19 protein-coding genes and 1 rRNA gene are annotated in these 24,135 nt (G+C 74.8%); 4 read left to right on the top strand and 16 right to left on the bottom strand.

Features of this window, described 5'->3' with window-relative positions:
- Positions 1–378: 378 nt before the first annotated feature.
- From ald to pyrG, 4 genes are all read right to left on the bottom strand, one after another.
- Positions 379–1,494, bottom strand: coding sequence for an alanine dehydrogenase (gene ald, locus IF01_RS0126725; RefSeq protein WP_030396096.1), 1,116 nt, complete (start codon positions 1,492–1,494; stop codon positions 379–381).
- A 261-nt stretch (positions 1,495–1,755) separates the two neighbouring features.
- A complete protein-coding gene (locus tag IF01_RS0126720) occupies positions 1,756–3,822 on the bottom strand; it encodes a tetratricopeptide repeat protein (protein WP_157855348.1) in 2,067 nt (688 codons plus the stop codon).
- Positions 3,823–4,254: 432 nt separating this feature from the next.
- Positions 4,255–4,896: an NUDIX domain-containing protein gene (locus IF01_RS0126710; protein ID WP_030396094.1), complete on the bottom strand. Its 642-nt coding sequence runs from the start codon at positions 4,894–4,896 to the stop codon at positions 4,255–4,257.
- A 94-nt stretch (positions 4,897–4,990) separates the two neighbouring features.
- A complete protein-coding gene (gene pyrG / locus IF01_RS0126705) occupies positions 4,991–6,634 on the bottom strand; it encodes a CTP synthase (protein WP_030396093.1) in 1,644 nt (547 codons plus the stop codon).
- Positions 6,635–7,451: 817 nt separating this feature from the next.
- Here pyrG and IF01_RS0126700 point away from each other — a divergent pair.
- Entirely contained in the window at positions 7,452–9,467 is a 2,016-nt protein-coding gene (locus tag IF01_RS0126700) for a glycoside hydrolase family 15 protein (protein WP_051742905.1), read from the top strand.
- Positions 9,468–9,486: 19 nt separating this feature from the next.
- On the opposite strand, the gene IF01_RS0126695 is transcribed toward IF01_RS0126700, so the two are convergent.
- The 3 genes from IF01_RS0126695 to yczE all read right to left on the bottom strand — a co-directional run bounded on the left by IF01_RS0126695 (position 9,487) and on the right by yczE (position 13,557).
- Positions 9,487–10,656: a glycosyltransferase family 4 protein gene (locus IF01_RS0126695; protein WP_030396091.1), complete on the bottom strand. Its 1,170-nt coding sequence runs from the start codon at positions 10,654–10,656 to the stop codon at positions 9,487–9,489.
- A 178-nt stretch (positions 10,657–10,834) separates the two neighbouring features.
- Positions 10,835–12,568, bottom strand: a complete 1,734-nt coding sequence (recN, locus tag IF01_RS0126690) for a DNA repair protein RecN (protein ID WP_030396090.1) — start codon at positions 12,566–12,568, stop codon at positions 10,835–10,837.
- Between the two features lie 191 nt (positions 12,569–12,759).
- Complete coding sequence (gene yczE / locus IF01_RS0126685; RefSeq protein WP_244215636.1) at positions 12,760–13,557, bottom strand: membrane protein YczE; 798 nt, start codon at positions 13,555–13,557, stop codon at positions 12,760–12,762.
- A gap of 135 nt (positions 13,558–13,692) precedes the next feature.
- Between yczE and yczR the strand changes: the two genes are divergently transcribed.
- Positions 13,693–15,216, top strand: coding sequence for a MocR-like transcription factor YczR (yczR, locus tag IF01_RS0126680; RefSeq protein ID WP_030396088.1), 1,524 nt, complete (start codon positions 13,693–13,695; stop codon positions 15,214–15,216).
- Positions 15,217–15,321: 105 nt separating this feature from the next.
- Here the strand turns inward: yczR and IF01_RS0126675 are convergent, their stop codons facing one another.
- The 4 genes from IF01_RS0126675 to IF01_RS51140 all read right to left on the bottom strand — a co-directional run bounded on the left by IF01_RS0126675 (position 15,322) and on the right by IF01_RS51140 (position 18,162).
- Positions 15,322–16,224: an NAD kinase gene (locus IF01_RS0126675; RefSeq protein ID WP_030396087.1), complete on the bottom strand. Its 903-nt coding sequence runs from the start codon at positions 16,222–16,224 to the stop codon at positions 15,322–15,324.
- A gap of 92 nt (positions 16,225–16,316) precedes the next feature.
- Positions 16,317–17,123: a TlyA family RNA methyltransferase gene (locus tag IF01_RS0126670; RefSeq protein WP_030396086.1), complete on the bottom strand. Its 807-nt coding sequence runs from the start codon at positions 17,121–17,123 to the stop codon at positions 16,317–16,319.
- Between the two features lie 45 nt (positions 17,124–17,168).
- Entirely contained in the window at positions 17,169–17,384 is a 216-nt protein-coding gene (locus IF01_RS0126665) for a hypothetical protein (RefSeq protein ID WP_030396085.1), read from the bottom strand.
- The gene (locus IF01_RS51140) at positions 17,377–18,162 is read right to left on the bottom strand and encodes a hypothetical protein (RefSeq protein ID WP_157855347.1); all 786 of its coding nucleotides are present in this window, start codon (positions 18,160–18,162) and stop codon (positions 17,377–17,379) included. The genes IF01_RS0126665 and IF01_RS51140 overlap by 8 nt, the downstream gene beginning before the upstream one ends.
- A gap of 185 nt (positions 18,163–18,347) precedes the next feature.
- On the opposite strand from IF01_RS51140, the gene IF01_RS0126655 reads away from it, so the two are divergent.
- On the top strand, positions 18,348–18,695 hold the full coding sequence (locus tag IF01_RS0126655; RefSeq protein ID WP_030396083.1) for an SCP2 sterol-binding domain-containing protein: 348 nt from the start codon (positions 18,348–18,350) through the stop codon (positions 18,693–18,695).
- A gap of 26 nt (positions 18,696–18,721) precedes the next feature.
- Here IF01_RS0126655 and IF01_RS0126650 read toward each other — a convergent pair whose 3' ends face one another.
- Both IF01_RS0126650 and IF01_RS0126645 read right to left on the bottom strand, forming a co-directional pair.
- Positions 18,722–19,765 (bottom strand): HAD-IIA family hydrolase, encoded by a 1,044-nt coding sequence (locus tag IF01_RS0126650; protein ID WP_030396082.1) that lies wholly within the window; start codon positions 19,763–19,765, stop codon positions 18,722–18,724.
- 111 nt (positions 19,766–19,876) lie between these two features.
- Complete coding sequence (locus IF01_RS0126645) at positions 19,877–20,497, bottom strand: tetratricopeptide repeat protein (RefSeq protein WP_233290516.1); 621 nt, start codon at positions 20,495–20,497, stop codon at positions 19,877–19,879.
- Between the two features lie 93 nt (positions 20,498–20,590).
- On the opposite strand from IF01_RS0126645, the gene IF01_RS0126640 reads away from it, so the two are divergent.
- Entirely contained in the window at positions 20,591–21,961 is a 1,371-nt protein-coding gene (locus IF01_RS0126640) for a DUF1015 family protein (protein WP_030396080.1), read from the top strand.
- 120 nt (positions 21,962–22,081) lie between these two features.
- Here IF01_RS0126640 and IF01_RS49060 read toward each other — a convergent pair whose 3' ends face one another.
- The 3 genes from IF01_RS49060 to rrf all read right to left on the bottom strand — a co-directional run.
- Positions 22,082–22,954: a tetratricopeptide repeat protein gene (locus IF01_RS49060; protein ID WP_208624358.1), complete on the bottom strand. Its 873-nt coding sequence runs from the start codon at positions 22,952–22,954 to the stop codon at positions 22,082–22,084.
- Positions 22,846–23,916 (bottom strand): hypothetical protein, encoded by a 1,071-nt coding sequence (locus tag IF01_RS0126630; RefSeq protein ID WP_167349775.1) that lies wholly within the window; start codon positions 23,914–23,916, stop codon positions 22,846–22,848. The genes IF01_RS49060 and IF01_RS0126630 overlap by 109 nt, the downstream gene beginning before the upstream one ends.
- Positions 23,917–24,044: 128 nt before the next feature.
- Positions 24,045–24,135, bottom strand: a 5S ribosomal RNA gene (rrf, locus tag IF01_RS44270); the annotation flags it as partial.

The raw sequence follows: 24,135 nt of genomic DNA, 5'->3' as shown, positions 1-24,135 counted from the left end.
ATTCACAAGTCGTCTTACCTCCTTGGGCATCCAGGACTCTATGTCGATTCGTCAGCGTGGCAGCATGCCGACGGTTTGCGACTCTAGGCCGTTCAAGGCGTTCGCAGCAACACAATCCACGGTAGTGGGCAGGATGTGTCGACTATCGGGCAACCCTCTGTCAAGGGATGCGAGGGCCCTTGACCCTAACGTTTCTGCGGTGGGGTGACACGACCCACAGAAATTGACGACAGAGCGACCCACCCGTTCCGCCCCCGAAGTCGCCACGGGGTTCACCCCTCGTTCACACCCTCCGCGGGGACTCAGCGTGACCCCGCGGACGGGCACGGCGAAGCCCCCGACCCGAGGACATCGGGTCGGGGGCGACACGGGGTCGTACTAGGCGAGCACGGACTCCAGGGAGACCGACTCCAGGCCGAACGCCTCGGCGACGGCGGCGAAGGTGATCTGGCCCTCGTGGACGTTCAGACCCTTGGCGAGCGCGGCGTCGCGGCGCAGCGCCTCCTTCCAGCCCCGGTTGGCCAGCTCGACGACGTACGGCAGCGTCGCGTTGGTCAGCGCGTAGGTGGAGGTGTTCGGGACGGCACCCGGCATGTTGGCCACGCAGTAGAAGACCGAGTTGTGGACCTGGAAGGTCGGCTCGGCGTGCGTGGTGGCGTGCGAGTCCTCGAAGCAGCCGCCCTGGTCGATGGCGATGTCGACGAGCACGGAGCCCGGCTTCATGCGGGAGACCAGCTCGTTGGTGACGAGCTTCGGGGCCTTGGCGCCCGGGATCAGCACCGCGCCGATGACCAGGTCGGCCTCGATGACGGCCTTCTCCAGCTCGAAGGAGTTGGACATGATGGCCTTGATCTTCGTGCCGAAGATCTTGTCGGCCTCGCGCAGCTTGTTGATGTCGCGGTCCAGCAGGGTCACGTCGTAGCCCATGCCGATGGCGATGGTGGCCGCGTGCCAGCCGGAGACGCCGCCACCGATGACGACGGCCTTGGCCGGGTGGGTGCCGGGAACGCCGCCCGGGAGGGTGCCGCGGCCGCCGGCCGGGCGCATCAGGTGGTACGAGCCGACCTGCGGGGCCAGCCGGCCCGCGACCTCGGACATCGGGGCGAGCAGCGGCAGGGCGCCGTTGGCGGTCTGCACGGTCTCGTACGCGATGGCGGTGGTGCCGGAGGCGACCAGCGCGTCGGTGCCGGCGCGGTCGGCCGCCAGGTGGAGGTACGTGAAGACCGTCTGGCCCTTGCGCAGGCGGTGGTACTCCTGCGCGATGGGCTCCTTGACCTTCAGCAGCAGGTCGGCGGTGGCCCACACCTCGTCGGCGGTGGGGAGGATGGTGGCGCCGGCGGCCACGTACTCCTCGTTCGGGATCGAGGAGCCGACACCGGCGTTGTCCTCGATGTAGACCTCGTGTCCGTTGCGGACGAGCTCATGCACGCCGGCGGGCGTGATGGCCACGCGGTACTCGTGGTTCTTGACCTCGCGGGGGATGCCGACCTTCACGGCTAAACACGTCCTCTTGCCATGGGGGTCCCTACCGGAGAAGACCGGCGGGCGACGCGCACGGGGGGAAGCCTCCGGATGGCACCGGGGCACGGCTCGCTGCGCGACTGAGTACGAGTGTAATGAAGCCCAGGCGGCCTGTCAGCCTTCCAAAGTGAATAAATCTGCCGAGCTCATTGGCAGGTTCGTAGGCTTCCATCGCGATCTTCCTGTCAAAGCCGCGCTGACCGGGCATATTCGACAATACTCCCGAACCGGGACCTACCACCCGGTGGAGACCCGTTCCCGCAGCTCGGCGAGGGCAACGGCGACGGCCTCCCGGCCCCGTTCGTCGCCGATCCGGCGCAGGACCGAGAGCGATGCCCGGTACTCCCGCTCCGCCTCGTCGAACCGGCGCTGGGCCGCGTGCGCCTCGGCCACCCGGGCCAGCAGCCGGGCCTCGGCGGCCTGGTCCCCCATCGACTGCCGGACACCCAGCGCCCGGCCGTACCAATCGGCGGCGCGCACGGCATCGCCGAGCGCCCGGTGGCAGCCCGCCGCGCCCTCCAGCGCGCGGGCACAGAGCGCCTCGTCGTCGGCGGTCCTGGCGTGCTCCAGGGCCGCCCGGTAGTGCCCGGAGGCCTGTTCCCAGCGTCCGGCGGCGGCCTGGAGGTCGCCCAGGTTGAGCAGCGCGGCCGAGGCCCGGCGCGGCCGGCCGTGGCGCTCGGCCACCGTCAGCACCAGCTCGTGCAGCTGGTGCAGGTCGGCCGGGGCGGCGGCGCCGGTCAAGGGCAGCGACCGGAGCAGCGCGGTGACCAGCCGGCCCGCCGAACCGTCGAGATCGCCCTGGCCGATCGCGTCGGCGACCGCGCCGAGCAGCGGGTCCCGCTCGCCGAGCAGCCACTCCCTGGCGTGGGCGGCGGACTTCAGCCGCAGCGGGCCGGGCAGCGGATCGGGCCCGGCGCCCTCGGACGGGTCGAGCAGCGAGCGGGCCGACTCGGTGAGCCGGACCAGCCGCTCCAGCAGCCTGGCCCGGGCCAGCTCGATCTCGGCGGGCCGGTCCTCCCGCTCCCGCAGCCGGACCAGCCGGGGGTGGAGCCGGCCGGGGACGCGGTAGCGGGCGGTGCCGTCGGCGGCCGGCGGCTCCTCGGCCAGCAGCTCCCGCTCGGCGAGCGCGGCCAGGGTCGTCGCGGCCTCCGGGGCCGGACAGCCGACCAGCGCGGAGGCGGTGCGCGGGTCCGCGGACTGGGCGGGGGCCAGGGTGAGCGCGCGCAGCATCCGGGCCTGCGCGGCGGTCAGACCGGCGTAGGCCAGGGTGAAGGCGCCGACCAGCGGGTCGTTGTCGGGCACCGGGACGGGTTCCGCGGGTTCCGGCCCGGGCCGGACCCAGGCGGCCGGGTCGCGTGGCGGCTCCGCCGGCGGGGCCACCGCGGCGGCCGGCTCCGAAGCGGTCACGACCGCCCCGCGCTTCCCCTTGCCCTTCCCGGCCGGCGGGTCCGCAGGCTCCGCCGACTCCTTCGCGCCCTCCGGGTCGTTCGCCGGGGCCCGGTCCGGCTCCGCCTTCCCGGCCTCGGCGACGGCCCGCAGCAGCTCCTTGGCCGCCTCCGTCACCGCCAGCTCCGGCTTGCCGCGCAGCCGCCCGGCCATCAGCCGCAGCGCCGCCGGCTGGGAGCCGCAGGCCTCCGCCAGGTCCGCCGCGCCGACCGGGTCGCAGCCGATCCTGGTGCCGCCGACCAGGTCGCCGAGCAGCTCGGCCGCGGCCGTCCGGTCGAGCCCGCCGAGGATGACGGGGTCGATGTCCTCGATCCCGGTGAGCGGCCCGGCCGTGGTGGCGAGCACCAGGCAGCCGGGCTCGTCCGCGAGCAGCGGCCACAGCTGCCCGGCGTCCCGGACGTCGTCCAGCACCAGCAGCACCCGCCGCCCGGCCAGCGCGGCGCGCAGCGCGACGCACGCCGGGTCGTCCCGGCCGTCCCCGGCGCCGCCGGGCAGCGGGACGTCGGCGGTGTCCGCGCCGAGCTGCTCCAGCAGCCGACGGGCGGCCCTGGCGGGCGGCACCCGGCCGCCGTCGGGGGCGGACAGCCGGGCGAACAGCACACCGTCGGGGTACTGGCCGGCGACGGTGACGGCGAACCGCACGGCCAGCGCGGTACGGCCCGAACCGGGCCGCCCGGCCAGCACCAGCACCGGACTGCGGCCCTCGGCCGGACGCGCGGCGGCGGCCCGGAGCGCGGCCAGCTCGGTGCGCCGGCCGACGAACAGGGCGGGGCCGGCGGGCAGCCGCTCCAGCCCGGGAACGCGCTCGACGGGCGCGCCGGTCCCGGCCTCCATGGTCGCCGTCTTCCTCGCCACCCGTGCCACTCCCGACGTCACCCAGCACCGACCGGCGGCCGCCCGCAACGGACGCCCCGTCTGCGAAGCGTAGTTCGGCCGCCCGCCCCGACCGAGGTGACATCCGGTCGTACGAACCGGTAAATCACCCCCCCGGCCCCATCCCGCCCGACAACCCGACAGAACTCACCCGCCCCGACCCCGGACCACCACGAGGAGTCCCCACCCACTCCGCCAGGACCGCGAGCGAGCCGAAGGGGCACGCCGACCGGTCACCGAACCCCGCGCCCCAAGCCCCCACCCACCCGCCGTGACCCCCGCCAGGCACTACCGCGAGCGAGCCGAAGGGGCGCGCCGGTGCCGAAAGGGAGAGCGCGAGGGAGCGACGAAGGAGCGAGGGAGCGCCGACCGTCGGCACCGGACGGAAGCGCCCCGGAGGCGAGCCGAGCCCAATTAAAAGGGCCTGGCGGGCCACGGCGAGTCCGCCGCCCGCAGCGCGTCCAGCCCTCCGGGCCCGTGCAGCGCCGCGTACAGCGCCAGGGTCCCGGTGATCAGGGTCGGGTTGTGCAGCTCGCCGGCGTGGATCAGCCGGACGAGCTCCTCGACCGGCACCCGGGCGGACTCCAGCTCCAGTTCCTCCCCGTGCGCCTCGTACCGCTCCCCCTCGGCCTCGGACAGGTCGGTGGCGAGGAAGAGCCGCAGGGCCTCGTCGGTGCCGCCGGGCGAGGTGTAGAAGTCGACCAGCACCCGCCATTCGCCGGCCTTGCAGTGCGCCTCCTCGTACAGCTCGCGCTGGGCGGCGTGCAGCGGGTTCTCGCCGGGCACGTCGAGCAGTCCGGCGGGCAGCTCCCAGAGGCGCTGGCGGACGGGGTGGCGGTACTGGCGCAGGATCAGCACCCGCTGCCGCTCGTCCAGGGCGAGGACGGAGACCGACCCGGGGTGGGTCTGGTAGTCGCGGCGGGCCCAGCTGCCGTCGGGCATCAGGACCTCCTCGGTGCGCACCCCGGTGACCCGGCCCTGGAAGGGGGTGGTGCTCCCCCGGATCTCCCACTCCTCCGCCACGTCGGCGACTTCGGCCGTGCTGCGGTCGTCCATCACGCTCTCCCCTTTTCGTCAGTACGACACAATCTAACGCCGAACGGCGGCCCCGCAGGAATCGCGGGACCGCCGTCCGGGGAACGGACCGGGACTACTGGGCGTCGGCCGGCGCCGTCTTGATCTCGATCGCGGCCTTGACCAGACCCGCGAACAGCGGGTGCGGGCGGGTCGGCCGGGACTTCAGCTCCGGGTGGGCCTGGGTGGCCACCAGGTAGGGGTGCACCTCGCGCGGGTACTCGACGTACTCGACCAGGTCGCCCTTCGGGGAGAGGCCGGAGAACTGCAGGCCGGTCTTCTCCAGGTCCGCGCGGTAGGCGTTGTTGACCTCGTAGCGGTGGCGGTGGCGCTCCTCGACGTACTGCTCGCCCGCGTAGACCTCGCGGACGATCGAGCCCTCGGCGAGCTTGGCCGGGTAGAGGCCCAGACGCATGGTGCCGCCCAGGTCGCCCTTGCCGTCGACGATGGCCAGCTGCTCGGCCATGGTGGAGACGACCGGGTGCTTGGCGGCGGCGTCGAACTCGGTCGAGTTGGCCTCGGGCAGGCCGGCCAGGTTGCGGGCGGCCTCGATGACCACGCACTGCAGGCCCAGGCACAGGCCGAGCAGCGGGACCTTGTTCTCGCGGGCGAAGGTGATCGCGCCGACCTTGCCGTTGACGCCGCGGTCGCCGAAGCCGCCGGGGATGCAGATCGCGTCCACGTCGCCGAGCTGCTCGCGGGCGCCCTCGGGGGTCTCGCAGTCGTCCGAGGTGACCCACTTGATCTCGACCCGGGCGTTGTTGGCGAAGCCGCCGGCGCGCAGCGCCTCGGTCACCGACAGGTAGGCGTCCGGGAGGTCGATGTACTTGCCGACCAGGGCGACCTTGACGATGTGCTGCGGCTCGTGGACGCGGCGCAGCAGGTCGTCCCAGGTGGTCCAGTCCACGTCGCGGAACGGCAGGTCCAGGCGGCGGACGACGTAGGCGTCCAGGCCCTCGCCGTGCAGCACCTTGGGGATGTCGTAGATCGACTTGGCGTCGATGGCCGCGACCACGGCCTCCTCGTCGACGTCGCACATCAGCGAGATCTTGCGCTTGATGGCCTGCGGGACCTCGCGGTCGGCGCGCAGCACGATGGCGTCGGGCTGGATGCCGATGTTGCGCAGCGCGGCGACGGAGTGCTGGGTCGGCTTGGTCTTCAGCTCGCCCGAGGGGCCGATGTAGGGGAGCAGGGAGACGTGCACGAAGAAGACGTTGTCCCGGCCGACCTCGTGGCGGACCTGGCGGACGGCCTCCAGGAACGGCAGCGACTCGATGTCGCCGACGGTGCCGCCGACCTCGGTGATCACCACGTCCACGTCCTCGGTCGCCATCCGGCGGATCCGGGACTTGATCTCGTTGGTGATGTGCGGGATGACCTGGACGGTGTCGCCCAGGTACTCGCCGCGGCGCTCCTTGGCGATGACGGTCGAGTACACCTGGCCGGTGGTGACGTTGGCCGAGCCGTGCAGGTTCGTGTCGAGGAACCGCTCGTAGTGGCCGATGTCGAGGTCGGTCTCGGCGCCGTCGTCGGTGACGAAGACCTCACCGTGCTGGAACGGGTTCATGGTGCCCGGGTCCACGTTGAGGTACGGGTCGAGCTTCTGCATCGTCACGCGCAGGCCGCGGGCCTTGAGCAGGGCACCGAGGCTGGAGGCGGTGAGGCCCTTGCCGAGCGACGAGGCGACACCCCCGGTGACGAAGAGGTGCTTGGTCGTCACGGCGCGGCCGTTCGATGCCTTGCCGGAATGGGGCTGTGCCAAGAGGGGGCTCCCGTGGGTCGCGTGTCGAAGGTGACGTGGTGGGAGGCTCGCGGCTCGCCGTCGCGACGGGGGAGGGCGGTGCTGCGCACGGGGCCCTGAGGGTCGTCGGTTCGGCCGGTCCGGGGCGTTTGATCCCACCGGTCCACGGGATACCAGGGTATCAGTGACCCGGCCCGGACGCGTTCCGGCCCGCCGTCGGAGGGCCTCGGGGCCCCGGTTTCCGGTCGGGGAACCGCGGGGGCGCTCCCGGGGCGCACGCCAGGCGCACCACCGGCGCACCATCCGGCGCAACCGTCACATCCGTTGCACCACCCGCCCGACCGGGCCACCCGGCGGCGGTCCGGAGCCCTCGGCCGGGCCATCACCGGATCCCCACTTCGTGCCATCCGGAGCTGATCCTTCCGAGCCATCCTGACGGCCGCTCTCGCAATGCGCGGTATTTCCGCCGAAATGCGGCGCCACATCGCGCTGCGCCCGCGTGCTTCGCCCCTTTCGTCCGTCGTAAGCTGCTCGGACGCATCGCCGACAACATGAGCACGCGGAGGGCGTGGGAGGGTCAGGAACCTCTCGGTCCCCGATGCGCGACCGGACCTCCCCGTAGTGCCGCTCCTCCCACCCACCCAGAGGCTCGACCGAGCCCTCGCGGATGCTCCGGCAAGGCCCGCCACCACCCCACGGAGGGCCGGACGTCCCGGGGTGGCCCCCGGTCCGCGGTCCCGCTGGCTCTCCCTCGGATCGCCGATGCGTCGTGACCACATTGCGAACTGGAGATCACGTGGCCGGCCGTATCGAGGACTACGCACTCATCGGGGACATGCAGACCGCCGCCCTCGTCAGCAGGGACGGAGCGGTGGACTGGCTCTGCCTGCCCCGGTTCGACTCGCCGGCGGTGTTCGCCGGCCTGCTCGGCACCGACGAACACGGCTTCTGGCGGATCGGCCCCGCCGAGGCGGTGGCCACCGCACTGCCGCACCCGGCCACCGCGCCCGCCGCCGAACCGGCCGGCCCCCCGGCCGCACGGCTGCGGCTCGCCGACACCGCCGACCTGAGGGTCCCGCCGCCCACCGCGGCCGCCCCCGCCGTGCCCGCCGACCGCCGCCGCTACCGGGGCGACTCGCTGATCCTGGAACAGGAGTGGGACTCCCAGGGCGGCACCGTCCGGGTGATCGACTTCATGCCGCCCCGCCCGCTGGCCGGGAAGGACGCCGTGCCGCAGGTGATCCGGATCGTCGAGGGCGTGGCCGGCACCGTGCGGATGCGCTCCGCCCTGCGGATGCGCTTCAGCTACGGCCGGGTCGTCCCCTGGGTGCACCGGGTGGAGCAGCCCGACGGCGGCCACCGCACCGTCGCCGTGGCCGGGCCGGACTCGGTCTGGCTGGACGGCGAGGCCGACACCTACGGGCGCAACCTCACCACCTACGCGGACTTCACCGTCCGGGCCGGTGAGCGGATCGCCTTCGCGCTCACCTGGCAGGCCTCCCACCTGGAGCAGCCGACCCCGCCGGACGCCGAGGGCCTGCTCGAGGCCACCGCCGACTTCTGGCACGAGTGGGTCGGCCAGTGCACCTACCAGGGGCCCTACCGGGAGGCCGTGGTCCGCTCGCTGATCACCCTCAAGGGCCTCACCTACGCCCCCACCGGCGGGATCGTGGCCGCCCCCACCACCTCGCTGCCCGAGGACATCGGCGGCGAGCGCAACTGGGACTACCGCTACACCTGGCTCAGGGACGCCGCGATCACCCTCTCCTCCCTGCTCCGCACCGGCTACCGCGACGAGGCCAAGGCCTGGCGCGAGTGGCTGCTGCGCGCGGTCGCGGGCGACCCGGAGAACCTCCAGATCATGTACGGCATCGCGGGCGAGCGCGAGCTCACCGAGTCCGCGCTCGACTGGCTGCCCGGCTACGAGGGCTCACAGCCGGTCCGGGTCGGCAACGGCGCGGCCGGCCAGCTCCAGCTGGACGTCTACGGCGAGGTCGTCGAGGCGCTGCACCTGGCCCACATGACCGGCCTGGTCCGCAACGACCACGCCCACCACCTCCAGCTGCGGCTGATCGAGTACCTGGAGGACCACTGGACCGAGCCGGACGAGGGCATCTGGGAGGTGCGCGGGCCGCGCCGGCACTTCGTCCACTCCAAGGTGATGGCCTGGGTGGCGGTGGACCGCACCATCAAGCTGCTGGAGCAGACCCCCGAGGACGCCCCGGCCGGCGGCCAGCTGGAGCGCTGGCGCGAGCTGCGCGACACCATCCACCGGGACGTCTGCGAGCGGGGCTACGACCCCGGCCGCAACACCTTCACCCAGTACTACGGCGGCAAGGAGCTGGACGCCTCGCTGCTGCTCATCCCGCAGGTCGGCTTCCTGCCGCCGGACGACAAGCGGGTGATCGGCACCATCGAGGCGATCCAGCGCGAGCTGTCCACCGAGGACGGCTTCGTGCTGCGCTACCCGACCCACGACGAGAGCGGCAACAACGTCGACGGCCTGTCCGGCCACGAGGGCGCCTTCCTGGCCTGCTCGTTCTGGCTGGCCGACGACCTCGCCATGATCGGCCGGGTGCAGGAGGCACGGGAGCTGTTCGACCGGCTGCTGTCGCTGCGCAACGACCTCGGACTGCTCGCCGAGGAGTGGGACCCGCGGCTCAAGCGCCAGGTCGGCAACTTCCCGCAGGCCTTCAGCCACGTCCCGCTGATCGACACCGCGCTGCGGCTCACCGCCTGCGGCGGCGCCTACCTGTCGGCCCAGCCGGACGGCCCGGCCGCCGACCGGGCCGGCGAGCAGGCCACCGTCTGACCCGCCGCCACCGTCGCGCTCACCCGTTGCGCTGCACCAGCTCGTCGTAGGTGCTGAGCACCTGGGCGACGGTGGCGGCCTCGTCCGGCCAGGTCTCCGCCTGCTGCCGGCCGGCCGCCACCAGGCGGCGGCGGCGCTCCGGGTCGGCCAGCAGCTCCCGCACCGCCCGGCCGAGGGCCGCCGCGTCGCCGGGCGGGACCAGTACGGCGGCGTCGCCGACCAGCTCGGGGATGCCGCCGACGGCGGTGGCGACCACCGGCACGCCGGCCCGCATCGCCTCCTGCACCACCAGCGACCGGGCCTCCCAGCGGCTGGGGAGCACCAGCACGTCGGCGGCGGCCAGCAGGTCGGACACATCGGTGCGGTAGCCGAGCAGCCGCACCGGCAGCTTCTCGGCGGCCACCCGCTCGCGCAGTCCGGCGGCCTCCGGGCCGTCCCCGGCCAGCAGCAGCAGCGGTTCGGGCGTCAGCGCGGCCAGGTCGCGGGCCGCGTCCAGCAGCAGTCCGAAGGCCTTCTGCGGGACGAGCCGGCCCACCGCGAGGACCAGCGGGCGGTCCGGGCCGCCGTCGAGCAGCGCCGCCCTGGCGCCGTCCCGGGGCAGCCGGGCCTCGGGCATCGGCGGGGCCGCGACCGGGCCCAGCCGGGCGTCGGTGGCGCCGAGTTCGCGGGCCCGGGCGACCAGGTCGGAGGAGGCGCCGAGGACGAGGTCGGCGGCGCGCGCCACCCGGCGCTCCATCAGCCGCTGGAGGCGGCGCTCCATGCCGGTGGCGTCCAGCGCGTGGTGCGAGGTGACCACCAGCGGCGTCTCCGGGCGCAGGCCCGGGAAGCGGCCGGCGGTGCGCAGCGCGAGGTCGGACAGCAGCCCCGCGCGCAGGCCGTGGGCGTGCACCACGTCGGCGCCGGTGAAGGCACGGCGCAGCTCGCCGATCGCGGTGGCGTCGCTGCGGGCGCCCGCGGTCGGGGTGATGTCGACCAGGTGGAACCGCGCACCGGTGCGGGAGAAGCCGTACAGCGCGTCCGCGCCGGCGGGGGCGCACACCGTGACGGTCACTCCGTGCGCGACCAGACCCTGTGCCAGGGAGCGCACATGCGCACCGATGCCGCCGCTACTGGCGGCCAGGACGAGCACCACCTGCAGCTGCCCCGGTTCGGGGGTGGCCGCGGCTGCCCGGGCGGCGGAATGGTCCACGTCGTCTCGCATCCGACTCGATCAGCTACGCGCGCCCCGGGCGGGGGTTGCCCGCCGGCGGCGCTCGGGACAGGAAGGGCCAGTGTCCAGCCGCCACCATGCCAGGTCGGCGGCCCTCTTGGACAGTCGGCGCCCCCGGCGGGGCGCGTCGTGGCCGGTCCGTGAGGGCCGCCCGGGTTCAGCGGTGGCGGGGGGTCCGGGCCGCGGCGAGCAACTCCTCCGCGTGCGCCCGGCCGAGCTCGGAGTCCTCCAGGCCGGCCAGCATCCGGGAGAGCTCGCGGACCCGCTCCTCGTCGGTCAGCACCTTGACGCCACTGCGGGTCACGGTGCCGTCGTTGGTCTTCTCGACCACCAGGTGGCGGTCGGCGAAGGCCGCCACCTGCGGCAGGTGGGTGACCACCACGACCTGGGCGCTCTCGGCGAGCTTGGCGAGCCGGCGGCCGATCTCGACCGCCGCCTTGCCGCCGACGCCCGCGTCCACCTCGTCGAACAGGTAGGTGGGGACGGGGTCGGCGCCGGCGAAGACCACCTCGACGGCGAGCATCACCCGGGACAGCTCGCCGCCGGAGGCGCCCTTGGCGATCGGCCGGGGCTGGGCGCCGGGGTGCGGGGCCAGCAGCACCTCGACCTCGTCCACGCCGTGCGGCCCGTAGGCGACCGTCCGGCCCTCGATCTCGATCCCGGACAGGTCGTCGACCTGGCTGATCGCGAAGGTGACCCGGGCGTGCGGCATGGCCAGTTCGGCGAGCTCGGCGGAGACGGCCGCCGCGAAGCGCCCGGCGGCTGCCTGCCGGGCGGCCGAGACCTCGGCCGCGAGCTCGGCCAGCTCGCCGCGCAGCGCGGTCTCGCGGGCGCCGAGCTCGTCGATCCGCTCGTCGTCGCCGTCGAGCTCGGAGAGCCGGGCGGAGCCGGCCTCGGCCCAGGCGATCACCTCGGCCAGCGAGTTCTCCGGGCCGCCGTACTTGCGCAGCAGCTGGGAGAGCACGGCCCGGCGGTCCTCGACGGCGGCCAGGCGGACCGGGTCGGCGTCCAGGTCGTCGGCGTAGCCGGCCAGGTCGCCGGCCACGTCGGCGAGCAGGTAGCCGACCTCGTTGAGCCGGTCGGCGAGGGCGGCGAGCCGCTCGTCGTGGTGGCGGACGGCGTCCAGCGCGCGGCGGGACTGGGCGAGCAGGGTGCCCGCGTCCAGCGCCTCCGGGTCGGCCGGGTCGCCGGCCAGGGCGGCGTGGGCGAGGGTCGCGGCGGAGGAGAGCGCGTCGGCGTGGCCGAGCCGCTCGGCCTCGGCGGACAGCCCCTCGTCCTCGCCGGCCACCGGTTCGGCGGCGGCGACCTCGTCGAGGCCGAACCGCAGCAGGTCCGCCTCCTGGGCCCGCTCGCGGGCCCGGGTGGTCAGCTCCTCCAGCGTCGAGGAGACCTCGCGCAGCCGGCGGTAGACCTCGCGGTAGCGGGCCAGCGGCTCGGCGACCGACCCGCCCGCGTAGCGGTCCAGGGCGCCGCGCTGGCGGGCCGGGCGCAGCAGCCGCTGCTGGTCGGTCTGGCCGTGCACGGCGACGAGGTCCTCGCCGAGCTCGGCGAGCAGGCCGACCGGGACGGACCGGCCGCCGACGTGGGCGCGGGAGCGGCCCTCGGCGGAGACGGTCCGGCTGATCAGCAGCGCGCCGTCGTCGAGCTCGGCACCGGCCTCGACCGCGCGGGCGGCCACCGGCGAGCCGGGTGGAAGTTGGAGGCGGCCCTCGACGACCGCGCGCTCGCTGCCGTTGCGCACCAGGCCCGGGTCGGCCCGGCCGCCGAGCAGCAGGCCGAGGCTGGTCACCACCATGGTCTTGCCGGCTCCGGTCTCCCCGGTCACCGCTGTGAAGCCGGGGGCCAGTTCGACGACCGCGTCGTCGATGACCCCGAGATCCCGTATCCGCATCTCGTCCAACACGGAGACGACCTTACGAGGTTCCGCACCCGCCGCGCGACGAGCGGCAACGCCGCGCGGCAACTCCGTGCCCCCAAGTTCATCCGTTCCGGGCGTTTCCGGACCCGCCGCGCCGGGATCCGGACCGTTCCTCCGTGCCCGCCCCACTCGCGGACCCGCCCCGGGACGGTCCGGGCGACCCGTTACGCGCCGGGACCGCGCTTTCCGGCCTTTCCGGCCCTTCCGGCCTGCTCGGCGGTGGGCACGGTGAACCAGGGCAGGAAGAACTGCGCGAGCGGGCCGATCGCCAGCGCGTACGCGACGGTGCCGACCCCGGCCGTGCCGCCGAGCAGGACGCCCACCGCCAGCACGACCAGCTCGATGCCCGTGCGGATCAGCCGCAGCGAGCCCCCGGTGCGCCGGTGCAGCCCGGTCATCAGCCCGTCGCGCGGCCCCGGGCCCAGCCGGGCGCCGATGTAGAGCCCGGTGGCCACGCCGTTGAGCACGATCGCGGTGACCATCAGCGCGATCCGGACCGGGAGCGCCCCCGGGGTGCCGACGAAGCGCAGGGTGAGGTCCATCGCGGCGCCGATCAGCAGCACGTTGGCGACCGTGCCGACCCCGGGCAGCTGACGCAGCGGGATCCACAGCAGCAGCACCAGGGCGCCGCAGATGGTGACCCAGGCACCCACCGAGAGGCCGAAGCTGCCCTGGAGGCCCTGGTGGAACACGTCCCAGGGGTCGAGCCCGAGGCCGGAGCGGAGCATCAGGCCCATGCTGCCGCCGTAGAGGGCCAGGCCGACCACCAGCTGCGGCAGGCGGCGGCCGAGGGCGTGGGTGTCGCCCAGCACCCGCAGCAGCGGACCGGGCCGGGCGACGGTCGCACCGGCGACGGGGGGCACACCGGCGACGGGGGCCGCACCGGCGGCGGGGGACGGCGAGGCGGGCCCGGACGGGCACTCGGACGGCGACGGGGACGGGAGGGCGCTCGTGGTGGCCATGGATTCTCCGGACAGGTGGTGCTGCACCGCCGGCGGACCGGCCCGACGGTGGCGGTCTCGACGGCCGCCCTGCCATGATGGCCAAGCCAATACGGCCCACGACAGGGCCAATCACGAGCAAGTGGACTGATTACCTTGGCCGACTGGCAGACCACCGTCGCTCCCCCGGCGCTCGCCCGGCTGCTCGCCACCGCCCGACTGCCCGAACCGCCCGGCGCCGCCCGCCGCCCCGCCTACCGCGCGCTGGCCGCCCGGATCCGGCTGCTGGTCTCCGAGGGCCGGCTGCCGGTCGGCGCCCGGCTGCCCGCCGAACGCGAACTCGCCCTGGCCCTCGGACTCAGCCGCACCACCGTCGCCACCGCCTACGAGGCCCTGCGGGCCGAGGGCTACCTGCACAGCCGCCGCGGCGCCGGCAGCTGGACCGCCCTGCCCGAGGGCTCCGCCCCGCCCAGCGACGCCCTGCACCCCGTCCCGCCGGACGAGCAGGGCAACATCCTGGACCTCGGCGTCGCCGCGCTCCCCGCCCCGCAGCCCTTCCTCTCCGCGGCCGCCGCCCGCGCCGTCGACCAGCTGCCCGCCTACGCCGCCGGGCACGGCCACTACCCGACCGGCGTCCCGGTGCTGCGCGAGGCCGTGGCCCGCCGCTTCACCGAGCGCGGACTGCCGACCACCCCGGACCAGATCCTGATCACCATCGGCGCGATGGGCGCCCTGCACCTGGTCCGGCAGGCCCTGCTCGGCCGGGGCGACCGGGTCGCCGTCGAGGCCCCCAGCTACGCCCACACCCTCCAGGCGCTGCGGCTCAGCGAGGCCCGGCCGGTCCCCGTCCCGCTGCTCGACGCATCCCCCGCGCCGGGCCGCGGGGGCGGGCCGCGCTGGGACCTCGCCGAGTGGCGACGGGTGCTGGGCGGGGCCGCGCCGAAGGCCGTCTATGTGATCCCCGACTTCCACAACCCCACCGGCGCGCTGATCGACGAGGAGCAGCGGCGCGCACTGCTCGCCGCCGCCCGGTCCGCCGGCGCCGTGGTGCTGGTCGACGAGACCACCGCCGAACTCGGCTGGGGCGTGCCCGCGGACGTACCGCTCCCCCGCCCGACCGCCGCGCTGGACCGCGCCGCCCAGGTGGTCACCGTCGGCTCGGCCGGGAAGCTGCTCTGGGGCGGCCTGCGGATCGGCTGGGTGCGCGCCGCCCCCGCGCTGGTCCGCCGGCTGGCCACCACCCGGGTCTACAGCGACGTCGGCGCCCCCGTGCTGGACCAGCTGATCGCCGCCGAACTGCTGGCCGAGGACCTCCCGGCCGTCCGCGCCCACCAACTGACCCGGCTGCGGGACACCGCCGAGGCGCTCACCACCGCCCTGCGCGAGCAGCTGCCGCACTGGCGCTTCGCCGTGCCGCCGGGCGGCCTGTCGTTCTGGGTCGCCACCGGCGGGGTGTCGGGCACCGCACTGGCCCGGGCCGGCGAGCGCTCCGGGGTCCGACTCGCGGCCGGCAACCGGTTCGGCTCCGACGGCGCGTTCGAGCACCACATCCGGATCCCGCTCACCGTGCCCGCCCCGGCCGTGCCGGCCGCGGTCCGCCGGCTGGCGGAGGCCGCCGCCCGCGCCGAGGACGACGGCGGGTGGCGGGGCACCGACGACAACCAGCCGCTCGCGGTCTGACGGAGCGGGAGCGGACGGACCGCACGAACCGGTGGACCGGGCGGACCGGGCGGACCGGGCGACGCCGAGTCACCCGGTCCGCCCGGTCCGCCGGGACCGCGAGACTCAGGCGGTGTCCGCCCGGCCGCGCCAACCGGTCACCGGCAGCGCGAACTTGGCCACCAGCCGGTCGGTGAACGGCGCCCGGTGCAGCCTGGCCAGCCGCACCGGCGTCTGCCCCCGGCGCACCTCCACCCGCGCCCCGGCGGGCAGTTCGACCGAGCGCCGGCCGTCGCACCACAGCACCCCGTGCGGGGTCTTCGGCTGCACCTCCACCGCCAGCACCGAGTCCGGCGAGGCCACCAGCGGCCGGGCGAACAGCGCGTGCGCGCTGATCGGCACCATCAGCAGGGCCTCCACCTCGGGCCAGACCACCGGCCCGCCGCCGGAGAACGCGTACGCCGTCGAACCGGTCGGCGTCGCGCACACCACGCCGTCGCAGCCGAAGTTGGAGACCGGACGGCCGTCCACCTCGGTCACCACCTCGAGCATCCGCTCCCTGGAGGCCTTCTCGATCGAGGCCTCGTTCAGCGCCCAGTCGTGGTGCACCTCGTCGCCGTTGGTGCGGACGATCACATCGAGGGTCATCCGCTCCTCGACCTCGTAGTCGGCGTCGACCACCCGCTCGACCACCACCGCCAGATCGTCCCGCTCCGCCTCGGCCAGGAAACCGACCCGGCCCAGGTTGATGCCGAGCATCGGCAGCCCGTGCTCGCGCGCCAACTCCGCCCCGCGCAGCAGGGTCCCGTCCCCGCCGGCGACCAGGATCAGCTCGCAGCCGTCGGCCGCGCCCGGCCCCCCGGCCACCGTCTCCACGCCGTCCGGCAGGTCCAGGTCGACCGCCTCGGCAGCCAGCAGTCTGATCCGGATCCCCGCCTTCAGCAGGCCGTGCACCAGTCCCTCGACACTGCGCAGCGCCGCCTCGCGGCCCGTGTGCGCGATCAGGAAGACCGTACGTTCATCACTCATGCCCGCTGCCCTCTCCCTACGCCGGCCGGGTCGTCGTCGGCCCGGTACGGCCGCGCCACCCAGCATGACGGACCGGACGTCCGCAGAGCACCCTATCGGGGGCCTTCGGCGACAGCCCGGTCCGCCTCCGCGGGGTCCAGCTGCGGTGCGTCCCGGCGCATCCAGAGGAAGTACTCGACATTGCCCGACGGCCCCGGCAGCGGGCTCGCGGTGACCGCCCGCACGCCCAGCCCGAGCTGCCACGCCTGGTCGGCCACCTGGCGCACCATCTCGGCGCGCAGCTGCGGGCTGCGCACCACCCCGCCGCTGCCGAGGCGCTCCTTGCCGATCTCGAACTGCGGCTTGACCATCAGCACCAGGTCCGCGTCCGGGGCGGCGCAGCCGGCCAGCGCGGGCAGCACCAGGCCCAGCGAGATGAAGGACAGGTCGCCCACCACCAGGTCGACCGGGGTGCCGCCGATCATCTCCGGGGTCAGCTCCCGGACGTTGGTGCGGTCCATCACGGTCACCCGGTCGTCGCTCTGCAGCGACCAGGCCAGCTGCCCGTAGCCGACGTCCACCGCCAGCACGCCGGCGGCGCCCGCCCGCAGCAGCACATCGGTGAACCCGCCGGTGGACGCGCCCGCGTCCAGCGCCCGGCGGCCCTCGACGACCAGTCCCTGCGGTACGAACGCCGCGAACGCCCCGGCGAGCTTGTGGCCGCCGCGCGACACGTAGTCGGGATCGTTGTCGTCCTTGGCCACCACCACCGCCGCCGAGGTCTCCACCTGGGTGGCCGGCTTGGTCGCGGTGGCCCCGCCGACGGTCACCCGGCCGGCCGCGATCAGCTCCGAGGCGTGCTCCCGCGACCGGGCCAGCTTGCGGCGGACCAGCTCCGCGTCGAGTCGGCGTCGTGCCACTGCCACTGGTGTTTCAGCTCCTACGGTGGTTCCCGCTCGCCCGGGTCAGTCCCGGTCGAGCGCGGCCAGCGTGTCGGCGAGCCGCTGATGGACATCTTCGTACACCGCGACGTGTGCGTCGGTCGGCACCCCGTCCAGCGCCGCCAGCCGGGCCAGCCCGGCGTCCACCGCCGGGTGCCCGGTGGGCGTGAGCTCGACCCCGAGCGGCAGCGGCTCACCGGGGGCCGGGACGGGGGCGGTCCGGCTCTCCGGTTCAGGCATCGGGCTTCTTCGTGGTGGCGGTCCGGCGGACGGTGGTCTTGCGGGTGGCGGTGCGCTTGGCGGGCGGCTGCTCGGCCCCGGCCTCGGTCGGCTTCTTCGCGGTCGAGGTCTTCTTGACGGCGGTCTTCTTCACCGCCGTCTTCTTGGCCGCCGCCTTCTTCGCGACCGGCGCGGCCTTCTTCGCGGCGGCGGGCTTCCGCGCCGCCGCCTTCTTCGCGGGGGTCTTCTCCGCTGCCTTCTCCGCCGCGGCCGCCGCCACGACCGCCGTCCCGTTCGGCGGCACCGGCGGGTCGACCTCCACCGGCTCGTCCACCACTATCCGCTCGGCCCCCGCCGAAGCCCGCGTCTCCTGCTCCCAGCCGTCCTCGAACAGCCCGCCGGCCCGGGGCGCGGGCGGCGGCCCGGCCTGCTCCGGCCGCGCCCCCTCCTCGTCGTCCTCGTCCTCGACCTCGCGCAGCTTGCTCTCCAGGTAGGCCAGCACCACGCCCACCTTGGTCACCTGGTCGCCGACCTTCTCGAAGACCTTCTCGACCTCGCCGCGCGCCACCCCGACGGCCAGGTCCACCCCGGCCCGCCCGGCGGTCACCGCCTCCTCGGCGAGCGTCTGCAGCGACTGCGCCGACGGAGGGAACTGCCCGCCGAAGCGGCGCTCCACCTCCGTGACGTCGATCCCGCCCTTCTCCAGCAGACCGGCCGCCGTCCCGACGACCCGCTTGCCGACCTCCTCCACCAGTACGGCCGCGGCCGCCACCGCTCCTCGTACCGTCTTCGGCAGCATCCGGGTGCCTCCCATTCGCCTGCGCGCATCGCTCCGTCGCCACGGTGCCCGGACGGATCCGGGCATCCCACCGACGACGCTACCGCCAAAACCCTCCTGCGGTACCGTGGCCCGGCAGTCGGCCGCCGACCGGCCCCGCCACCCGCCGGGGCGCGACGGCCCGTTCGAGGAGGGGATCCACCGCCATGGCCAACGCCGAGGAGTGCCGCGAGGCGCTGGAGCAGCTCAGCCGCAACCTCGCCAAGGCCACCGGCGACGTCCGCACGGCCGCCGGCCTCGACCGCTCGCTCAGCTGCCGGATCACCGACCTCGACCTGACCTTCACCGGGCAGCTGCGGGCCGGGAGCATCCAGGACGTCGAGCAGCACCCCGGCAGCCCCACCGCGAAGGCGGACATCCGGCTCACCATGAGCAGCGACGACCTGCTCGCCCTGGTCGGCGGCCGGCTCAACTTCGCCTCGGCCTGGGTCGGCGGCCGGGTCAAGCTGGAGGCGGGCTTCCGCGACCTGCTGCGGCTGCGCACCCTGCTCTGACCCGGCCGCCGACACCGGCACCGGGCTCAGAAGCCCAGCTCGGCCAGCGCCTTCCGCCCGTCCACCGGCTCGCCGTCCGCGTCCAGCGCCGTCCAGGCCGCCGCGCACAGCGCCCGCAGACCGTCCCAGCGGTCCGCCCCGACACCCTCCAGCCGCAGCACGCCGTCCTGCGCCACCGCGACGAAGCCGCCGCAGCCGAACCCGCCGCCCGCCGCGGCCGTGACCGGCGCGTGCGCGGTCAGCAGACCCCGCAGGTCCGCCGCCAGGTACGTCGGCCGGTGTTCCGCCGGGGCCGCCAGCAGCTGCGCCGCCGTCGTCACCCCGGTGAACACGAGCAGGCTGTCCACGCCGCCGTTGAACGCGCCCTCGATGTCGGTGTCCAGCCGGTCACCGACCACCAGCGGCCGCTTCGCCCCGGTCCGCAGCACCGTCTCCCGGTGCATCGGCGGCAGCGGCTTCCCCGCCACCTCCGGCTCCACCCCGGTCGCCGCCCGCACCGCCGCCACCAGCATCCCGTTGCCCGGCGCGATCCCGCGCGCGGTCGGCACCGTCACATCGGTGTTGGACGCCACCCACGGCAGCCCGGACTGCACCGCGTAGGAGGCCTCCGCCAGGTGCGTCCACCCCACCGAGGCGTCGAAGCCCTGGACCACCGCCAGCGGCTCCTCGGCCAGGGTCCGGACGGCCACCAGGCCGCGCTCGGCCAGCGCCTCCTCCAGCCCGAGCCCGCCGACCACCAGCACCTTCGCGCCGGCCGGCAGCTTCTCCGCGAGCACCCGGGCGGCGGCCTGGGCGGAGTTGATCACGTCCGCCGGCTCGGCCGGCACCCCCAGCTCGGTCAGGTGCTCGGCGACCACCCGGGGCGGCCGGGAGGCGTTGTTGGTCACGTACGCCAGCCGCATCCCGGCGACGCGGGCCGCGTCCAGCGACTCCACGGCGTACTCGATCGCGTTCGGGCCGGCGTACACCACGCCGTCGAGGTCCAGCAGTGCCGTGTCGTACGCCTCGGTCAGCGGCTGCTCGCTGCCGCCCGGGGCGGTCCGTCGCACGGTGGTGGCCGTTTCGGTCATGCCTGCTCTACCTCACTCATCGCGTCAGTCCTGCTCGTGCGTACTCGTCCGTACTCGTCCGTCGGGAGTCCGGGCGGGGCCGGAACCGCGGCTGTCGGACGCCGCACCGGCTCAGCCGTCGTGCCGGTCCCGCTCACCGGTCGGCTCAGGCCCCGCCGTGGTTCCCGGGCCCGCCGTGCTTCCCGGAGCCGGGCCCTCCGCCCCGGCCGGCGGCTCCAGGTAACCCGGCGCCCCCGGCAGCAGCGGACCGAACGCCCCGGCCCGGGCCGCCAGCGTCGCGCGGGTCTGCCGCAGCGCGGCCCGGTAGTGGTCGTTCTCCGGCCGCATCGCCACGGCCAGCGCCAGATGCTCGGCGGAGGTCTCGAAATCGCCCAGCCGGGCCGCCGCCACACCCCACCCGAACTGAGCGTAGTCGTCCGACGGATCGGCCAGCGCCACGGTCCGGAAGTTCTCCAGCGCCGCCGCGAAGGACCCCGCGTCGAACTGCGCCCGGGCCAGCGCCTCCCGGATGCTGCGCGAGTCCGGCTCGGCCGCGGCCGCCCGGGCCAGCAGCTGCTCGGCCGCCGCCGGGTTCCCCTGCGCGAGCAGCCGCGCACCCCGGCGGAACCAGTCGTAGACGTCCCCCTCCGGCTCACCGGACCGCTGCTGCTGACCGGACGGAGCCATCCCGCCGCCGCCGGCGTCCGCACCCCCACCAGCGCCGTCGTCCACCCGCTCGTCGCGCTCGTCCACCCCGAACCTCGCCCTCGGTCACGACACCCGGCCACCGGACCGGCACGGGTGTTCCGATCTCTGAACAACGCGTACCCGGTTACGATGCCCAGAATGAGCACACCCAGTGCAGAAAGCGGAGTGGAGTCTCCGCAGGGCGGCCCCGGCAATCCCGGCCACGTCGCCACCGCAGGCCTGTCCCTGTCCCCGTTCCGCGGCCTCCGCTACGACCCCGACCGGGTCGGCGCGCTGGCCGCCGTCACCTCACCGCCGTACGACGTCGTCGACCCCGGCCGAAGGCTCGACCTGGAGACCGCCGACCCGCACAACGTGGTCCGGCTGATCCTGCCGCGCCCCGAACCCGAGGACACCGGCGACCGCCCCGACCGCGACACCCGCTACCGGCACGCCGCCAGGCTGCTGCGCGAGTGGCAGCGCGAAGGCGTCCTGGCCGCCGACCCCGAGCCGGCCCTCTACGTGTACGAGCAGCGCGTCCCCGCCGCCAACGGCAGCGCGGAGGTCCTCCAGCGCGGACTCATCGGCGCCCTCGCCGTCAGCGGCACCGAGGCCGGCGTGGTCCTCCCGCACGAGGACGTGATGCCCCGGCCGGTCGCCGACCGGGTCGGCCTGATGCGCACCACCCGGGCCAACCTCGAACCGCTGCTGCTCACCTACCGGGGCAGCGGCGGGGCGTCCGCCGTGATCGAACGCGCCGTCCGCGCCGAGCCGCTGCTCACCACGACCACCACCGACGGCACCCACCACCGGCTGTGGGCGGTCACCGACCCGGCCGAGATCGCCGAGATCGGCCGCGACCTGGCCACCTGCCGCGCCCTCATCGCCGACGGCCACCACCGCTGGGAGATGTACCTGCGTCTCCAGCGCGAACACCGGCACCTGCCCCGCAGCCCCTGGGACCGCGGCCTGGTGCTGCTGGTCGACACCGCCCGCTACCCGCTGCGGGTGCGGGCCATCCACCGGGTGCTCTACCGGCTGCCGGTCGAGGAGGCCCTGGCCCGGCTCGGCGGCCAGTGGCAGGTCAAGGAGGTCCCCGGCCCGCTGGACGGCGCGCTGCAGGCACTCGCCGAGCAGAAGCGGCACGGCGGCAGCGGCTTCCTGCTCACCGGCGGGGACGGCGTCTTCCACCTCGTCACCGACCCCGACGAGGCCCTGCTCGACGCCACCGTGCCGCAGGACAAGCCCGAGGAGTGGCGCCACCTGGACGCCACCGTCCTGCACGCCACGCTGCTCGACCACACCTGGCGGGTCCCCGACGGCCCCGACGACATCGGCTACCTGCACACCGCCGCCTCCGCCGAGCGCGAGGCCGCCCGCAGCGGCGGCACGGCCGTCCTGCTGCACCCGGTGCGGGAGAGCGTGGTCCGCCGGCTCGCCGAGCAGGGCGTCACCATGCCCCGCAAGTCCACCTCCTTCGGCCCGAAGCCGGCCACCGGACTGGTGCTGCGCAACCTGGAGCTGGGCTGACGCCGTAGCGGCGCCGAACGCAGTGAGGCCCTGCCGCACTCCGGATCTCCCGGGGTGCGGCAGGGCCTCACTCATGACGCGCCCCGGCTGCCGGCGGGTGCCGGCGGCCGGGGTCGTCGACTACTTGTCGTCGCGACCGGCGGAACGCTCCGGCACCACGCCGTCGAACTCCTCGTCGATCTCGAGGTCGTCCTCGTCGTAGAACTCCTCGACGTCCTCCTCGTCCTCGAAGATGACCCGCTCGTCCGAGGCCTCGCCACCCTTGCGGGCGGTCGGCTCGGCGGCCTGCTCGGCCTCCTCCTCGGCGAGCTCCGGGTCGAGGGCGTCGATGAACTCCACACCGTCGATCTCGGCGAGGCGCTCGGCGGCGTTGGTGGTGCCGTCCGTGTCCGCCTCGACGGCCTTGGCGAACCAGTCACGGGCCTCGTCGCCGCGGCCGGCCGCGATCAGCGCCTCGGCGTAGGCGTAGCGCAGGCGCGCGGTCCACGGGTGCACCGCGGACGAGGCCAGCTCGGAGCTCTGCAGGGTGACGACGGCGGCGTCGAACTGCTCCATGTCGCCGCGCGCACCGGCCGCGACGAGACGCATCTCGACCTGGCCGGCCTTGTCCAGCTGCTTCACCTCGGGCTCGCCGGCCATCGCCAGCGCCTTCTCCGGGCGGCCCAGGCCACGCTCGCAGTCGGCCATCACGGGCCACAGGTCGGCGCGACCGGTCATCCGGCGGGCGGCGCGGAACTCGGTCAGCGCCTCCGAGTAGCGCTGGGTCACGTACGAGGCGAAACCGGCCGCCTCACGGACGGCGGCGACGCGGGAGGCCAGCCGCAGCGCGACGCGCGAGTACTGGTAGGCCTCCTCCGGCTCGTCGTCGAGCAGCCGGGCGACCATCACCAGGTTGCGGGCGACATCGTCCGCGAGCGTCTTGGGCAGGCTCTTGAGCTCCTGGCGCACATCCGCGTCGATCTCGAAGCCGGTGACGTCCTCGGGGATCGGCAGGCGCTTGACCGGCTCGTAGTTGCCCCGGCGGTCGTCCTGGTAGTCCCGGCCGCCGCCGCGCTCGTCGCGGCCGCCGCGGTAGCCGCCGCGGTCGTCACGGTCACGGCCGAAGCCGCCGCCCGAGGGACGGTCGCCACGGTCGTCACGACGGAAGCTGCCGCCGCCACCGCCGCTGTAGGGGCGGTCGCCACCGCGGTCGTCACGACGGAAACCGCCGCCACCACCGGTCGGACGGTCACCACGGTCATCGCGACGGAACCCACCGCGGTCGTCACGGTCACGGCCGAAGCCGCCGCCCGAGGGACGGTCGCCACGGTCGTCACGGCGGAAGCCGCTCGGGCGGTCGTCGCGGCGGAAGCCACCGCCCGACGGACGGTCGCCGCCACGGTCGTCACGACGGAAACCGCCGCCACCACCGGTCGGACGGTCACCACGGTCGTCACGACGGAACCCACCGCGGTCGCCACCACGGTCGTCACGCCCGCCACCGAAACCACCCGGGCGGTCGTCCCGACGGAAGCCACCACCCGACGGACGGTCACCACCGCGGTCGTCACGACGGAAACCGCCGCCACCACCGGTCGGACGGTCACCACGGTCATCACGGCGGAAGCTGCCGCCGCCACCGCCGCTGTAGGGGCGGTCGCCACCGCGGTCGTCGCGACGGAAACCGCCACGGTCGCCACCGCGGTCGTCACGGCCACCGCCGTAGCCGCCGCCGGCGGGACGGCCGCCACGGTCGTCGCGGCGGTCGTCGCGTCGCGGAGCACGGTCGTTGGACCAGCTCCCGCGGGACCGGGGCTCGTAGCCGCGGCCGTCGTCCGATCGACGCTCGGGACGGTCCTGGGGCTCGTTCGCCATCGTGGTGACTCCTTCTGCTTCTTCATCTCCACCGCGCACCGGGCAGCACCACTGCCCGCTCGCGGTTCGGCGCCGACCTCCTGGCCGTGCACCTTCTCCATTGTCCGACATCCAGGGACACCCCGCGTCCGGGCGGAAGTCCCTGATCTGCCGGTCGTACACACATGCGCACAACGCAAAAAAGCCGCGGCCCCCAGCGAATCGCTGGGGGCCGCGGCTTTGAATGATTGTTCGGCGGCGTCCTACTCTCCCACAGGGTCCCCCCTGCAGTACCATCGGCGCTGTGAGGCTTAGCTTCCGGGTTCGGAATGTAACCGGGC

The organism is Kitasatospora purpeofusca (assembly GCF_000718025.1).
Lineage (GTDB): Bacteria > Actinomycetota > Actinomycetes > Streptomycetales > Streptomycetaceae > Kitasatospora > Kitasatospora purpeofusca.
This window is presented reverse-complemented; position numbering and strand designations above follow the sequence as displayed.

Excerpts from the sequence above, each read along its gene's own strand:
- IF01_RS0126710 (WP_030396094.1), bottom strand. The coding sequence starts at position 4,896 with ATGGACGACCGCAGCACGGCCGAAGTCGCCGACGTGGCGGAGGAGTGG.
- recN (WP_030396090.1), bottom strand. The coding sequence starts at position 12,568 with ATGCGGATACGGGATCTCGGGGTCATCGACGACGCGGTCGTCGAACTG.
- yczE (WP_244215636.1), bottom strand. The coding sequence starts at position 13,557 with ATGGCCACCACGAGCGCCCTCCCGTCCCCGTCGCCGTCCGAGTGCCCG.
- IF01_RS0126675 (WP_030396087.1), bottom strand. The coding sequence starts at position 16,224 with ATGAGTGATGAACGTACGGTCTTCCTGATCGCGCACACGGGCCGCGAG.
- IF01_RS0126665 (WP_030396085.1), bottom strand. The coding sequence starts at position 17,384 with ATGCCTGAACCGGAGAGCCGGACCGCCCCCGTCCCGGCCCCCGGTGAG.
- IF01_RS51140 (WP_157855347.1), bottom strand. The coding sequence starts at position 18,162 with ATGCTGCCGAAGACGGTACGAGGAGCGGTGGCGGCCGCGGCCGTACTG.
- IF01_RS0126655 (WP_030396083.1), top strand. The coding sequence starts at position 18,348 with ATGGCCAACGCCGAGGAGTGCCGCGAGGCGCTGGAGCAGCTCAGCCGC.
- IF01_RS0126650 (WP_030396082.1), bottom strand. The coding sequence starts at position 19,765 with ATGACCGAAACGGCCACCACCGTGCGACGGACCGCCCCGGGCGGCAGC.
- IF01_RS0126640 (WP_030396080.1), top strand. The coding sequence starts at position 20,591 with ATGAGCACACCCAGTGCAGAAAGCGGAGTGGAGTCTCCGCAGGGCGGC.
- IF01_RS0126630 (WP_167349775.1), bottom strand. The coding sequence starts at position 23,916 with ATGGAGAAGGTGCACGGCCAGGAGGTCGGCGCCGAACCGCGAGCGGGC.